Origin of the sequence: Arenimonas sp. (assembly GCF_041919775.1) — a bacterium.
Taxonomy (GTDB): domain Bacteria; phylum Pseudomonadota; class Gammaproteobacteria; order Xanthomonadales; family Xanthomonadaceae; genus Arenimonas.
On the sequence record NZ_JAYRTE010000002.1, the window covers coordinates 249,842 to 262,941 of the forward strand.

General features: G+C 69.7%; 13 protein-coding genes. 3 read left to right on the top strand and 10 right to left on the bottom strand.

Features of this window, described 5'->3' with window-relative positions; genetic code table 11:
• Positions 1–17 precede the first annotated feature (17 nt).
• From hutG to ACE3TE_RS02615, 4 genes are read right to left on the bottom strand one after another with little or no spacing between them, the layout of a single operon-like run.
• Entirely contained in the window at positions 18–797 is a 780-nt protein-coding gene (gene hutG, locus ACE3TE_RS02600) for an N-formylglutamate deformylase (protein WP_374601892.1), read from the bottom strand.
• A gap of 10 nt (positions 798–807) precedes the next feature.
• Positions 808–2,061: an NAD(P)/FAD-dependent oxidoreductase gene (locus ACE3TE_RS02605; protein WP_374601894.1), complete on the bottom strand. Its 1,254-nt coding sequence runs from the start codon at positions 2,059–2,061 to the stop codon at positions 808–810.
• 10 nt (positions 2,062–2,071) lie between these two features.
• Complete coding sequence (locus tag ACE3TE_RS02610) at positions 2,072–3,325, bottom strand: DUF418 domain-containing protein (RefSeq protein ID WP_374601896.1); 1,254 nt, start codon at positions 3,323–3,325, stop codon at positions 2,072–2,074.
• A 41-nt stretch (positions 3,326–3,366) separates the two neighbouring features.
• Positions 3,367–3,846: a peptidylprolyl isomerase gene (locus ACE3TE_RS02615; protein WP_374601898.1), complete on the bottom strand. Its 480-nt coding sequence runs from the start codon at positions 3,844–3,846 to the stop codon at positions 3,367–3,369.
• 39 nt (positions 3,847–3,885) lie between these two features.
• Here ACE3TE_RS02615 and ACE3TE_RS02620 point away from each other — a divergent pair, with 39 nt between their 5' ends.
• Positions 3,886–4,458, top strand: coding sequence for a C40 family peptidase (locus ACE3TE_RS02620; protein ID WP_374601899.1), 573 nt, complete (start codon positions 3,886–3,888; stop codon positions 4,456–4,458).
• A gap of 10 nt (positions 4,459–4,468) precedes the next feature.
• Here ACE3TE_RS02620 and ACE3TE_RS02625 read toward each other — a convergent pair whose 3' ends face one another.
• From ACE3TE_RS02625 to ACE3TE_RS02635, 3 genes are read right to left on the bottom strand one after another with little or no spacing between them, the layout of a single operon-like run.
• Positions 4,469–4,873, bottom strand: coding sequence for a YbaN family protein (locus ACE3TE_RS02625; protein WP_374601901.1), 405 nt, complete (start codon positions 4,871–4,873; stop codon positions 4,469–4,471).
• Positions 4,870–5,352: an acyl-CoA thioesterase gene (locus ACE3TE_RS02630; protein ID WP_374601903.1), complete on the bottom strand. Its 483-nt coding sequence runs from the start codon at positions 5,350–5,352 to the stop codon at positions 4,870–4,872. Before ACE3TE_RS02630 ends, ACE3TE_RS02625 begins: the two co-directional genes overlap by 4 nt.
• Positions 5,349–5,918, bottom strand: a complete 570-nt coding sequence (locus tag ACE3TE_RS02635) for a YkvA family protein (RefSeq protein ID WP_374601905.1) — start codon at positions 5,916–5,918, stop codon at positions 5,349–5,351. Before ACE3TE_RS02635 ends, ACE3TE_RS02630 begins: the two co-directional genes overlap by 4 nt.
• 291 nt (positions 5,919–6,209) lie before the next feature.
• On the opposite strand from ACE3TE_RS02635, the gene ACE3TE_RS02640 reads away from it, so the two are divergent.
• Entirely contained in the window at positions 6,210–7,544 is a 1,335-nt protein-coding gene (locus ACE3TE_RS02640) for a DEAD/DEAH box helicase (protein WP_374601906.1), read from the top strand.
• A 128-nt stretch (positions 7,545–7,672) separates the two neighbouring features.
• Here ACE3TE_RS02640 and ACE3TE_RS02645 read toward each other — a convergent pair whose 3' ends face one another.
• From ACE3TE_RS02645 to ACE3TE_RS02655, 3 genes are all read right to left on the bottom strand, one after another.
• Positions 7,673–9,085 carry a M16 family metallopeptidase gene (locus ACE3TE_RS02645; protein ID WP_374601908.1) on the bottom strand — a complete coding sequence of 471 codons (1,413 nt, stop codon included), beginning with the start codon at positions 9,083–9,085 and terminating at the stop codon, positions 7,673–7,675.
• A 4-nt stretch (positions 9,086–9,089) separates the two neighbouring features.
• Positions 9,090–10,472 carry a M16 family metallopeptidase gene (locus tag ACE3TE_RS02650; RefSeq protein ID WP_374601910.1) on the bottom strand — a complete coding sequence of 461 codons (1,383 nt, stop codon included), beginning with the start codon at positions 10,470–10,472 and terminating at the stop codon, positions 9,090–9,092.
• 83 nt (positions 10,473–10,555) lie between these two features.
• Positions 10,556–11,830, bottom strand: a complete 1,275-nt coding sequence (locus tag ACE3TE_RS02655; RefSeq protein WP_374601911.1) for a dicarboxylate/amino acid:cation symporter — start codon at positions 11,828–11,830, stop codon at positions 10,556–10,558.
• Positions 11,831–11,952: 122 nt separating this feature from the next.
• Here ACE3TE_RS02655 and ACE3TE_RS02660 point away from each other — a divergent pair, with 122 nt between their 5' ends.
• A complete protein-coding gene (locus ACE3TE_RS02660; protein ID WP_374601912.1) occupies positions 11,953–13,026 on the top strand; it encodes a calcium/sodium antiporter in 1,074 nt (357 codons plus the stop codon).
• The last annotated feature ends 74 nt before the right edge of the window (positions 13,027–13,100 follow it).

Here is a 13,100-nt window from a genome sequence, read left to right on the forward strand (position 1 = left end):
GCTCTTCCGGCTGCGGCTCAGCCCAACGATGCCCGCAGCAGCGAGGCCAGCAGCGGCTGCAGCCGTTCGGCCCGGTCCGGGTTGTAGCGCCCGGCGTCCTCGTCCATGTAGCAGGGCTGGGCGATTTCCAGCTGGATCGCTTCCACGCCCTGCGCGGGATCGCCGTAGTGGCGCGTGATGTAGCCGCCCTTGAAGCGGCCGTTGGCCACCCAGGTGTAGTCACCCTGCCCCGCCAGCACCGCTTCGAGCCGCACCTGCGTCGCCGGCGCGCAGCTTTCGCCGCCGGCGGTACCGAGGTTGAGGTCGGGCAGCCGGCCTTCGAACAGGAAAGGCAGCACGCTGCGGATCGAATGGCCCTCCCACAGGACCACGCGGCCATGGGCCGAGCGCAGGCGCTGCAGCTCGCCGGCCAGCGCCTCGTGGTACGGCCGCCAGTAGCGTTCGACGCGTTCGCGCACTTCATCGGGGCCCGGCTCGTGTCCGGGCAGGTAGACCGGATCGCCGGTGAACCGTCGCGCCGGGCACAGGCCGGTGGTGTTCTGGCCGGGATAAAGCGAGACGTCGTCCGGCGGCCGGTTCAGATCGACCACGTAGCGCGAATAGTTCGGCACCAGCACCGATGCACCCAGCGCCCGGGCGAAATCGTAGAGCCGGCTGACGTACCAGTCGGTGTCGGGCACGCCGCGCGCGGCATCGGTGACCCGCGCCGCGATGTCCTCGGGCAAGGCGATGCCGTCGTGCGGCAGGCTGACCAGCAGCGGCAGTTCGCCGCGATGGAGGCTGAAAACGTCGCTCATGCGAGCCAGTTTAGCCGGCGAAGCGCATGGGGGCGTAGGGCGCCGGGTCGATCGCCGGCGTGCGGCCGGTCATCAGGTCCGCCATCAGGCGCCCGGTGCCGGCGCTCATGCCCATGCCCATCATGCCGTGCCCGGTGGCCAGGAACAGGTTGTTGTGTCCCGGTGCGCGGCCCAGGATCGGCAGGTCGTCCCAGGTCATCGGCCGCCAGCCGTGCCACTCCTCGCGGCGCGCCGGACCCGTGGGTTCGACCAGGTATTCGGCGGCGCCGCGCTCGAGCGCGTCCAGGCGGCGCGGGTTGGCCGAGTCGTCGAAACCGCTGAACTCCATCGTGCTGCCCAGCCGGTAGCCGTCGTCCCAGGTGGTGACGCAGACGCTGCGCTCCTTGAGCACCAGCGGCCGGCGCGGCGCCAGCGACGGCCGCTCGTAGGTGATCGAGTAGCCCTTGCCGGGCTGGATGGGGATCGGCAGGCCCAGGTTGGCGGCGAAGCCCGCCGACCAGGCGCCCATCGCGATCAGCACGCGCGCGCCGCTGCGCCGGCCCTCGCTGGTCTGCACGGCCTCGATGCCGTTGCGTCCGCGTTCGAAACCATTCACGCGCACGCCTTCCTCGATCACGCCGCCGGCCTCGCGCACGATCCGCGCCAGTTCGGCGGTGAACCGGTCGGGGCGGAGCTGGGCGTCGCCGGGGAAATGGACGGCGCCGGCCAGGCCGGGCTTGAGCGCGGGTTCGTCGGCCGCCAGCGCGGCCCCGTCCAGCACGCGGGCCGCGATGCCAAGCTCGGTCAGGATCGGCAGGTCACGCTGGTGGTGCGCCAGCGCCCTCGGCGTGCGGAAGACGTAAAGCAGGCCGCCGGCCTCGAAGCCGCAATCGAGGTCCTGGCCATAGACCAGGTCCTCGACCAGGACCCGCGAGTATTTCAGCAAGGCGCCCTTGGCCAGGGCACTCTCGCGCCAGTGGCGGGTATTGCAGCGGCCCGCCACCTTGCCCAGCCAACGGGCAAGCGCCGGGTCCCAGCGCGGGCGGATGTACAGCGGCGCGTCCGGCCGCAGCATCCAGCGCAGGGCCTGGCCGACCATGCCCGGCGCCGCCAGAGGCGCGGCGTGGCTGGGCGTAAGCGTGCCGCAGTTGCCCCATGAGGTGGCGGCGCCGACCTTGCCGGCGTCAAGCACGCGCACCGAGCGTCCCTCGCACAGCAGGTAGTGGGCGCAGGCCAGGCCCACCACGCCCGCACCCAGCACCAGCACATCGGCATCGTGGCTCATGCCGCGCAGTTTACCCGCGCCGCATCGCCGGCAGGTGCAGGTAGGTGGCTGCGCGCCAGGCCCACTCGCCCGGGCCGAAGCGGAAACGCGCCATCCACCAGTGGCTCAGCGCCACCTGCAGCACGAAGAAGGCGAACACCGCCACTGGCTGCCAGGCCCGCGGCAGCTGTTCGAAATAGCCCAGGCCGTAGCCATAGAACACCAGCGTGGCCACGATCGACTGCAGAAGGTAGTTGGTCAGCGCCATGCGCCCGGCCGGGCCGAGCAGGCCGAACAGGCGCGCGGTGGCCGGTGCCTGCAGCGCATGCACCACCCAGGCCAGGTAGGACAGCGCCATGACGGCGCCGCCAAGCATCTGCAGCGCCTGCGCCGTGGACGCGCGGATGTCGAGGCGACCGAAATCCATCGTCGGCTCCAGCCAGTACGACACCAGCACCATCGCCAGGCCCGCCGGCAGCGCGACCCAGCGCAGGCGGGCAAACAGGCGGGCATGCTCCTGCGGCCGCGCGATCGCGCCGCTGCGCGCGAACCAGGCGCCGATGAGGAACAGGCCCAGGATGAAAAGGCCATAAACGACCACGTACCCGATCATGCTCAGGAAGTCATCGATGCGCTGGCCCGTTGCCTCGGCAAAGCTGCCGCTGCCATAGGCCAGGCGCTGCGCCTCGATCTGCGCGCCCATTTCCTGGCTCTGCTCGACCAGTGCCTTGTTGAATTCCACGCTGGCCTCGCCGGGCATGGCCTGCATGGCGCTGCCCATCAGGCCAAAGGCCAGGGTCACCAGCGCAGGCACCAGCATCAGCCCGATGCCCCACTTGGGCAGGCGCGACTGCGGCGTGCCGCGGAAGAACAGCAGCATCACCAGGCCCATCAGCGCATAGGTGACCAGGATGTCGCCCGACCACACCAGCAGCGCATGCACCAGGCCGATCGCCAGCAGGGCCAGCACCCGCCGCAGGTAAACAGCGACGAAGGGCCGGCCGGCGGCCTGGGCGCGCGCCAGCATGATCGCGAAACCCATGCCGAACAGCATCGAGAACAACGGGAAGAACTTGCCCTGCACCAGCAGGTAGATGGCCGTGTCGACCCAGCGATCGGCGCCGGCGAGCTGCGGGTCGACGCCGGTCATCGAGTTCATCAGCGGGCCGACCATGCCCTCGATGTTCATCAGCAGGATGCCCAGCAGCGCGAACCCGCGGATGGCGTCGAGCGCCTGGATGCGGTCGGCGCTGGTGACGGGCGCGAGTGGAATCGTCTGGGTCATGGCATGGGGCCTCCCCGCCCCGTCGCCACCTTAAACCAGTTTCAGTGCTGGACGCCGCCGTCGCCGTGCACGTGGCCGTGCTCGATCTCGACCGCTTCGGCTTCACGCACGCCGACGATCTCGACCTGGAACTGCAGGGTCTTGCCGGCCATCGGGTGGTTGAGGTCGACGTCGACCACGGTGGCGCCGACCTTGACGACGGTGACCGCACGCGGCCCCATCGAGGTTTCCAGCACGATCTGGTCGCCCGGGCGCACGCGCGAATTGCGCAAGTGCTTCTTGGGCAGGCGCTGCACGTAGTTCTCGCGGCGCTCGCCGTAGGCTTCTTCCGGGCCCACGGTGACTTCGAACGAATCACCCTCGGCCTTGTCCATCATCGCGGCCTCAAGGCCCGGGATGATGTTGCCGTGGCCGACCAGGATGGCCATCGGGTCGCGGTCACGCGAGGTCTCGACGGGCTCCTGGCCCGGCTCGGAAACGGTGTAATGGAAACGGACGACGCGGTTCTTCTCGATCTTCATGGCAAGCCTGGTAAAGGGCCGGTGACGCGACCGGCGGGGATGGGGCAAACTGCGCCCGTGAAAGCGAGCGCGCATTATCCCGGCCCCGCCTGCCCGGCGCCAGTTCCCCGCCTGGCCATCGTGCTGGTGCTGCTGTTGGCAGCCCTGCTGGCCGCCTGCGGCTCCTCGCCTCGACGCGCCCAGGCGCCCGCGGCCCCTGCCCTGCAGGTGGTCGACGTCGCCGCCGCCGACCCGCTGCTGGCCAACGAGGTGCTGATGCGCGCCCTCGGCCTGGTCGGCACGCCCTACCGCTGGGGCGGCAACACCCCGGACGGCGGCTTCGACTGCAGCGGCCTGGTGGGCTACGTGTTCCTGGATGCCGCGCGCATCTACCTGCCGCGCACCACCCGCGACATCGCCCGGTTCGACGCCAGCGAACCGCCGCGCGATCGCCTGGCGCCCGGCGACCTGGTGCTGTTCGGCGACAAGGGCGCGATATTCCATGTCGGCATCTACGTCGGCGAAGGCCGCTTCGTGCATGCGCCCAGCACCGGCGGCACGGTGCGGCTCGATCGGCTCGACGGGCCCTACTGGGGCCGGCACTACACCGGCGCGCGGCGCATCCTCGACTGAGGCCGCGGCATCACGCCGCCGGTGGCGGCTCCGGTTCCGGCCGCAGCCACAGCCACAGCCCGACCACCGCCATGATCGCCGTGCCGATGCCGGCCATCCACCACTTCGGCGCCGTGGCAAACATGATCAGGCTGCTCAGCGCCATCGTGCCGATCGCCCAGTATTTCGCCCGCCGGTTCACGGCGCCGCTGGCCTGCCATTCGCGGATCATCGGCCCGAAGGTGCGGTGCGCCAGCAGCCTGGCGTGCAGGCGCTTGGAACCGCGCGCCGCGGCAAACGCGGCCAGCAGTACGAAGGGCGTGGTCGGCAGGCCGGGCAGGAAGATGCCGATGATCCCCAGCCCCAGCGCCACGTAGGCCAGCAACAGCCACAGCCAGCGCCGGGCATGGTGGAGCGGGCGCATCGGCCGGTTCACGCGTTGATCTTGGCGACGGCCTGCTCGATGTCCTTGCTCAGCGACATCACGTTGAGCGCGTACTCGGCGAGCTCCTGGTCGGACGCGTCCGAAGGCGTCCACGGCGGCACCGGCACCGGCTTGCCCTCGGGGCCGTCGAGCGCGACGAAGACGATCATGCAGTGCGTGCACAGGCGTCCTTCGCCGTCGGTCATCGGGTCGCGCGCGAACACGTCCACGTAGAAATGCATGCTGCTGGTGCCGGTGTAGACCAGCTTGGCGCTGACGGTGACCATGTCCGAAGTGCGGATGGGCGCGACGAAGCGGATGCCGCCCACCGCCACCGTGACGCTGTAGCGGCCGGACCAGCCCACCGCCGCGGCGTAACCCACCTGGTCGATCCACTTCATCACCACGCCGCCGTGCACCTTGCCGCCGTAGTTGACGTCGGTGGGTTCGGCCAGGAACCGGAAGGTCAGCTCGCGCTGTTCACCGCTCATCGGACTTGCTCCCTGGTTCCTGGCGCCGACGCCGTTCCCGCAGAAGCCACGGCCTCGCGCACCCGGCGTCGGCGCATGCGCGCCTGCAGCTGGTCGCGGCGACGGGCGAGCTCGCGGGCCCGGCTGATGCGGCCCGCTTCGTCGGCGGCCGCGCCAAGCGCTTCGCGCGCCCGGCGAAAATCATCGTAGGCCGCCACGACGTGGCGGATCTGGCGCAGCAGCAGTTCGAGCATGATCGCGTCATCGAGCAGGCCGATCACTGCGACGTCGTCGGGGATCAGGTCCTCGGGGTCGCTGAAATACGCCAGCAGCTTCAGCACCTCGGCGCGTTCGGGGCGCGGCAGCGACCAGGCGTCGTCCTCGAGCATGTCCACCAGCTCCACCACCTGCAGCAGCCGGCGGCGGATGTAGCCCGGCGCGCATTCGATCGGCAGGGTCTGCAGGCTGTGCCGGGCCGCGGCGACGATGTCGCATTCGTCCGCGCAGGACACCCGCCGTTCGGCCCGTTCCAGGGCCTCGTGGAAACGCTCGATGTCCCCGGGCTCGAGTTCGAAGCTGATTTTCATGCCGCCATCCTACGCCAGCCTGAACACCGCGTTCACCTGCCGAAAGGCCCGGGGATGGCCTGCGGCCCCCGTATAGCGTAGAGTGCGCGACGTTTGCTGCACCGGCTGACCGTTTTCCCCCGGTATGCCCCGCCGCCAGGCCCCAGCCCCGCTGGACCTGCGCCAGGCCCCACTCCGCACGCCTTTCGTTGCGCAAACACGCCCGGCCGCCCTGGCCTTGCGACAAATCAGAAGCAAGACTCGCAGCGCGGTTTCAGGGAACGCTCCGGGTTACACCACGGAGCAAAATCGATGAATTTCCAGTCCCTTGGGCTTGCGCCCGAGCTTGTCCGCGCGCTGTCGGACGTTGGCTACACCACCCCCACCCCGATCCAGGCGCAGGCGATTCCGCTGGCGCTGGCCGGCCACGACCTGATGGGCGGCGCCCAGACCGGCACCGGCAAGACGGCCGCGTTCGCGCTGCCGCTGCTGCACCGCCTGGCCGAAGCCGGCCCGATGCGCGGCCCGCGCAAGCCGCGCGCGCTCGTGCTTACCCCCACCCGTGAGCTGGCCGTGCAGGTCAACGACAGCCTGCGCACCTATGGCAAGCACCTGCGCATGAACACCGCCACCGTCTACGGCGGCGCCGGCATGCAGCCGCAGATCGAAGCCCTGCGCCGCGGCGTCGACGTGCTGGTGGCCTGCCCGGGCCGCCTGCTCGACCACCTCCAGCAGCGCACCGTCGACCTGTCGCAGGTCGAGATCCTGGTGCTCGACGAAGCCGACCGCATGCTCGACATGGGCTTCCTGCCGGCGATCAAGCGCGTGCTTTCGGCGCTGCCGCGCAAGCGCCAGACCATGCTGTTCTCGGCGACCTTCGAAGAGTCGATCAAGAAGCTGGCGCTCGAGTTCCTCACCAACCCGCAGCAGGTCCAGGTCACGCCGCTCAATGCCACCGCCGCCAGCGTCAGCCACGTCGTGCACCCGGTGGATACGCCCCGCAAGCGCGAGCTGCTGATCGAGATCCTCAGCAAGCGCCACCAGGACCAGATCCTGGTGTTCGGCCGCACCAAGCACGGCTGCAACCGCCTGGCCGAGCAGATCGAAAAGGCCGGCATCAGCGCCGTCGCCATCCACGGCAACAAGAGCCAGGGACAGCGCCTGAAGGCCCTGCGCGACTTCAAGTCGGGCCAGGCCCGGGTGATGGTCGCCACCGACGTGGCCGCGCGCGGCCTCGACATTCCGCTGCTGCCGCTGGTGATCAACTTCGACCTGCCGATGGTTGCCGAGGACTACGTGCACCGCATTGGCCGCACCGGCCGCGCCGGCGCCAGCGGCGAAGCGGTGTCGCTGGTCGCCCAGGACGAAAGCGGCCTGCTGCGCGCCATCCAGCGCGTGCTCAAGGCCGACATCGCGGTGGTCGAAGTCGAGGGTTACACCCCGACCAGGACCCTGCGCATGGGCAACGACAATCCGGTGCGCGGCCGCCCTGCCGGCAACCGCCCGCCGCCGCGCCGCGAAGGCGCCCCGCGCGGTCGTCGTCCGCACGGCGGCGGTGGTGAGCGCCACGCGCACGCCGGCCCCAAGGGCCATGGCCCGCGCGGTGGCGGCGAGCGTCGCCAGGGCACCACCGACAGCGCGCGCTGAGTGCGGGAAAGGGGACGGGTGCAATTGGCCCGCTCCATTTCCGCAGCGGAGAGATGACGGGGCCAATTGCACCCGTCCCCAACAAAAAAGGCCGCCCAGTGGGCGGCCTTCGCGTGCCGGGCCGGAAGTTATTCGGCGACGCTGAACCCGCCGTACTGGCCCAGCTGCTCCAGCACCGCCTTGTCGCCGACAACCACGATCGACTGCTGCGCCGGCTGGAAATACTTGCGGCCCATCGCCTGCACCTGCTCCGCGGTGACCTCGCGGATGCGCGGCACGTAGTCGCCGATGTATTCCGGCGGCAGGCCGAGCAGCCAGTTGCCGGCGAGCAGGCCGGCCACCGAACGCTGCAGCTGGTTGGAGATCAGGTAGCTGCCGGCGACGTAGCGCTTGTTCATCTCCAGCTCCTGCGCCGGCACCGGCTCGCTGGCGAGACGGTCGAACTCGGCGAAGAACTCGCCCACCGCCGCGCCCGTCACCTCGTTGCGCACGTCGGCACTGGACACCAGGGCACCACCGGCCGCCAGGCTGCGCTGGCCGAGGCGGGCACCGTAGGTGTAGCCCTTGTCTTCGCGCAGGTTCTGCATCAGCCGGCTCGAGAAGCTGCCGCCAAGCACGGTTCCGGCCAGGTCCAGCGCAATGCTGTCCGGATGGGTCGCGCGGATCGCCGGGCGACCGATGCGCACGGTGGACTGCACGCTGCCTTCGCGCTCGAGCAGCACGCGCGTCGGCATCGCGCCGGTGCGCGCGGCCGGGGTGGCCGCCGGCGGTTCACCCTGCGCCTGCCAGTCGCCGAAATGCGCCTTGGCCAGCGCCAGGGCTTCGTCCTCGCCGATGCGGCCGGTGATCACCAGCAGGGCGTTGTCCGGGCGCAGCCGGCGCGCGTGTTCGGCCACCAGCTGTTCCCGGTCCATCGCGGTGATGCCGGCTTCGGTGGCCTGCGTGCGGGCGTAGGGATGGTCGCCGTACAGGGCCTTGAGCATGGCGCGTTCGGCGCGGAAACCCGGCTGGGCCTCGGCGGCCTTCAGGCCCTGCAGCGCGTTGGCTTTCGCCAGGTCGATCTCCGCCTGCGGGAAGCTCGGAGTGCGCGCCACTTCGCCGAGCAGGGCGGCCATCTCGGCCGCCTTGGACGGCAGCGCATTGGCGTTGATGGCCAGGCCGTCGGTGCTGGCATAACCACCGATGCCGCCGCCCAGGCCCTGGGCGAGCTCGGCGATTTCGCGCGAATCGCGCTCGGCCGTGCCTTCGGTCAGCAGGCCGGCCAGCATCGACGCGAAGGCCGGGGTTTCGGGGCCATCCGCCGCGAGGCCGGCATGCTTGAACACCAGCACGTAGTCCACGCGCGGCACGCCGTCGCGCGGTACCACCCAGACCTGCAGGCCGTTGTCGAGCGTGTGGCGCGCGACCTCGGGCACCGGCAGCGGGCGGTCGGGGGCGAAACCGGGCAGGCCCGCAGGCATCGCCACCATGTCGGCGGCGAACGCGGCGGGGGCCAGGGCCACGGAAACCAGCAGGGCGATCGCAGTCTTTCGAAGGTTCATGGGTTCACTCCTGGCCGGCTTTGGCGGCGGCCGCTTCGAGCATCGCGGCGGGCTTGCGGTCGATCACGGTGCGGTTCTGCGCCGTGAGGTAGGTGCGCGCGACGCGCTGCAGGTCTTCCGAATCGACCTCGTCGACCCAGACGGGGATCTGGTTCACCACGCTGGCGTCGCCCCAGATCGCCTGCAGGCGGGCCAGGGTGTCGGCGCGGCCGAGGAAACTTTCGAGGCCGTTGTTCCAGTCAGCCAGCATCTGCGTCTTGACGCGTCCGAGCTCCTCGTCGCCGACGCCTTCCTCGGCGATACGCGCGATCTCCTCGTCCACCGCCGCCAGCACCTGGTCGGCGCTGTACTGCGGCTTGTAGAGCGCGAACAGCGTGAGCAGGGTCGGGCCGTCGAACTCCCAGGGGCTGGTCAGGCCGAACAGGACCTGGCCGTTGATGGCCATCTCCCGGCCCTTGATGATGCCCTGGTAGAAACGCGAGGCATCGCCGCCGGCCAGCACCTCGGCCAGCACCGCGGTGGCGGCGTGGTCGTCGCTGCCGCGTTCGGTGATCTTCCAGCCGACCGCGAGCGCCGGCACCTGGGCCAGTGCATCGGATTGGGTGAGGCGCTTCTCGCCGGTGTTGATGGGTTCGGAGACATCCGGACGCGCCGGCGTCGGACGCGATTCGATGCCGCCGAAGTATTTTTCGGCCAGCGCGAAGCCCTCTTCCGCCGTCACGTCGCCGGCGATCGACAGCACCGCGTTGTTGGGGCCGTAGTAGTCGCGATGGAAGGCGGCCACGTCCTCGACGGTGGCGCCTTCGAGGTCCTCGAAGCTGCCGTAGCCGTCGTGGTTGTTTTCCCACTTCTGGAAGGCCTGCTGGTTGATGTCCAGCCACATGAAGCCGCCGTAGGGCTGGTTCTTCACGTTGACGCGGATTTCTTCCTTCACCACGTCCTGCTGGTTCTTCAGCGTCCGCTCGTTGAAGTCGAGGGTGGTCATGCGGTCGGCTTCAAGCCAAAGGATCGGCTCGAGCGCCGAGGCCGGCGCGACTTCGATGTAGTTGGTGAAGTCCGGGCGGGTCGAACCGTTGTTGCGACCGCCACCCGAGGTGATCACCTTGTCGAACACGCCCTCGCCCGCCACCGGCGTGCCCTCGAACATCAGGTGTTCGAACAGGTGCGCGAAGCCGGTGCGGTTGCGCGGTTCCTGGCGCATGCCGACCTTGTAGACCACGCTCACGCCGACGACCGGCGCGCTGTCGTCGGGCGAGACGACGACCGTGAGGCCGTTGTCGAGGGTGCGGGTCTGGACCGGGATTTCCCAGCGGTCGGAGGCCTGGGCGGAAGCGGACAGGGAAATCAGCAGGCCTAGCGCCAGCAGGCGTCGCGGTTGCGGTTTCATCGGGGGGCCACTCGTGGTCGGGAAAGTCCCGAGCCTAACCGCCCCGGCGCACCCGGCGCACCGTGACGAAGGTCATGGGCGCCTCAACGCCCGGTTTCGCCCGCTTCCATGCCGACATTGCTGCCGGCGTTGCGATAGGTGTCGAGGTCGAGCAGGCCACGTTCGCGGGCAACCAGGACCGGCACCAGCACCTGGCCGGTGACGTTGGTCATCGTGCGCATCATGTCCAGGATGCGATCGATGGCGATCAGGTAGCCGATGCCCTCCAGCGGCAGCCCGGCCGAACTGAGCACCACCGTGGCCATCACCACCGCCGTGCCCGGCACCCCGGCGGTGCCGAAGCTGCCCAGCACCGAAGCCAGCAGGATGATGAAGTACTGGGTGGCGCTGAGCTCGATGCCGAAGTACTGGGCGATGAACACCGACGTCAGCGCCGGGAAGATCGCGCCGCAGCCGTCCATCTTGATGCTGGCGCCCAGCGGCACCGCGAAGGCCGCGTATTCCTGCTTCACGCCGAGGTTGTGCACCGCCGAACGCAGCGCCGCCGGCAGCGCCGCGAAGCTCGACGACGTGGCGAACGCCACCTGCATCGCCGGCGCCGCGCCGCGGAAGAACTTCAGCGGGCTGAGGCCGTGCGCCGCCAGCAGGCCGCCGTAGACCACCACGATGTGCACCGCGCAGGCCAGGTACAGCGCCACGACGAAGCCACCCAGCGGCAGCAGGCGTTCGAAGCCGTAGGTGCCCACCAGGGCGGCGATCAGGCCGAAGGTGCCGATCGGCGTGAACTCGAGCACGAAGCGCGTCACCTGGATCATCGTCTCGCTGGCCTCGCCGGCCAGGGCGCGCAGCCGGGCGGTCTTCTCGCCCAGCTTCACCAGCGCAAAGCCCAGCAGGCCCGCGAAGAAGATGACCTGCAGGATCTTGCCGTCCGCGAGCGCCCTGAACGGGTTGGCCGGCACCACGTCCAGCAGCACCTGCACCGGGCCCGGCACCTCGCGCACCTGGTAGTCGGGCGCCATCGCCAGCTCGCCCAGGCCCAGGCCGGGCTTGAGCAGCCAGCCGGCCCCCAGACCCACCATCACCGCCAGCGCGGCCGTGATCGCAAACCAAAGGAAGGTGCGAGTGCCCAGCGCGGCGATCGACTCCTGCCCCGCCAGGCTGGACACCGCATTGATGACCGCGAAGAACACCAGCGGCGTGGCGATCATCTTGATCAGCGTGACATAGAGCGTGCCCAGCGGCTGCAGCCAGGTTTCGGCCGCCTCGCCCATCAGCCAGCCGGCCAGGGCGCCCAGCACGAAGCCGGCCAGCACGCGCTGCCAGAAGGGAATGCGGAACCAGGCGGAAACCAGGGCCATGCGGGCGACCTGCGGGTGAACGAATGCTGACGATAGCGGCACCGGCACCCCCGGTCATCCACTTCGTCACCAGCGGGAACACATCGTTGCGTGATAATGGCCGCCTGACCCCCGGAGACCCCATGACCATCCTGCTCTTCCTGGCCGGCCTGGCCCTGCTGATCCTCGGCGCCGAACTGCTGGTGCGCGGCGCTTCCCGACTGTCGCTGTCGCTGGGCATCGCCCCGCTGGTGGTCGGCCTGACGGTGGTGTCCTTCGGCACCAGCGCGCCGGAACTGGCGATCTCGATCAAGGCGGCCATGGACGGACAGACCGACCTGGCGCTTGGCAACGTGGTCGGAAGCAACATCTTCAACATCCTCTTCATCCTCGGACTGTCGGCCCTGGTGGCGCCGCTGGTCGTGGACCGGCAACTGATCCGGCAGGAGGTGCCGATCCTGCTGGGTCTGTGCCTTCTGGTGGGATGGATGGCGCTGGACCGGAGTGTTTCCTTCGGCGACGGGCTGGTCCTGGTCGCGCTGTTGTTTGCCTACGTCGGACTGCTTTATTACATCGGCCGTTCCTCGCCAGCGTCCGACATGGACGATGCGATGGTGACGGGCACTGCCTCGCCCTGGCTCTCCAAACTCTGGGTCCAGTTGCTCCTGATCGTGGTGGGCCTCGCGATGCTGGTGGTCGGTTCCCGCTGGCTGGTGCAGTCGGCGACGGTGTTCGCGACGATGCTCGGCGTCAGCCAGCTGGTGATCGGGCTGACGATCGTTGCCGCCGGCACCTCGCTGCCGGAGGTGGCAACCTCGGTGATCGCGGCGGCACGCGGGGAGCGCGAGATCGCGGTCGGCAACGTGATGGGCAGCTGCATCTTCAACCTGGTCTGCGTGCTGGGCATCAGCGCGCTGGTGGCGCCGGGGGGCCTGCAGGTGCCGGCAGCGCTGCTGGCCTTCGACCTGCCGGTCATGTTCGCGGTGTCGCTGGCCTGCCTGCCGGTGCTGTTCACGGGGCACCTGATCGCGCGCTGGGAAGGCGCGCTGTTCCTGGCCTACTACGTGTTCTACACGGTCTACCTGGTGCTCTGGGCGCAGGACCACGACAGCCTGGACGAATACAGCTGGGTGATGCGCACCGTCGTCATCCCGCTGACCGCCATCACCCTGGGCGTGGTCACCTGGCGCGAACTCCACAAACGCCGCCGCGCCTGACGCCCACCTCCTGTAGGAGCGCCTTCAGGCGCGAACTCCTTGACCCTCGACCAAGGGCAGGAGATTCGCGCCTG

What these genes read in the sequence shown, in the direction of transcription:
- hutG (WP_374601892.1), bottom strand. Translation starts at nt 797, where the DNA reads ATGAGCGACGTTTTCAGCCTCCATCGCGGCGAACTGCCGCTGCTGGTC.
- ACE3TE_RS02605 (WP_374601894.1), bottom strand. Translation starts at nt 2,061, where the DNA reads ATGAGCCACGATGCCGATGTGCTGGTGCTGGGTGCGGGCGTGGTGGGC.
- ACE3TE_RS02610 (WP_374601896.1), bottom strand. Translation starts at nt 3,325, where the DNA reads ATGACCCAGACGATTCCACTCGCGCCCGTCACCAGCGCCGACCGCATC.
- ACE3TE_RS02615 (WP_374601898.1), bottom strand. Translation starts at nt 3,846, where the DNA reads ATGAAGATCGAGAAGAACCGCGTCGTCCGTTTCCATTACACCGTTTCC.
- ACE3TE_RS02620 (WP_374601899.1), top strand. Translation starts at nt 3,886, where the DNA reads ATGGGGCAAACTGCGCCCGTGAAAGCGAGCGCGCATTATCCCGGCCCC.
- ACE3TE_RS02630 (WP_374601903.1), bottom strand. Translation starts at nt 5,352, where the DNA reads ATGAGCGGTGAACAGCGCGAGCTGACCTTCCGGTTCCTGGCCGAACCC.
- ACE3TE_RS02635 (WP_374601905.1), bottom strand. Translation starts at nt 5,918, where the DNA reads ATGAAAATCAGCTTCGAACTCGAGCCCGGGGACATCGAGCGTTTCCAC.
- ACE3TE_RS02640 (WP_374601906.1), top strand. Translation starts at nt 6,210, where the DNA reads ATGAATTTCCAGTCCCTTGGGCTTGCGCCCGAGCTTGTCCGCGCGCTG.
- ACE3TE_RS02645 (WP_374601908.1), bottom strand. Translation starts at nt 9,085, where the DNA reads ATGAACCTTCGAAAGACTGCGATCGCCCTGCTGGTTTCCGTGGCCCTG.
- ACE3TE_RS02650 (WP_374601910.1), bottom strand. Translation starts at nt 10,472, where the DNA reads ATGAAACCGCAACCGCGACGCCTGCTGGCGCTAGGCCTGCTGATTTCC.
- ACE3TE_RS02655 (WP_374601911.1), bottom strand. Translation starts at nt 11,830, where the DNA reads ATGGCCCTGGTTTCCGCCTGGTTCCGCATTCCCTTCTGGCAGCGCGTG.
- ACE3TE_RS02660 (WP_374601912.1), top strand. Translation starts at nt 11,953, where the DNA reads ATGACCATCCTGCTCTTCCTGGCCGGCCTGGCCCTGCTGATCCTCGGC.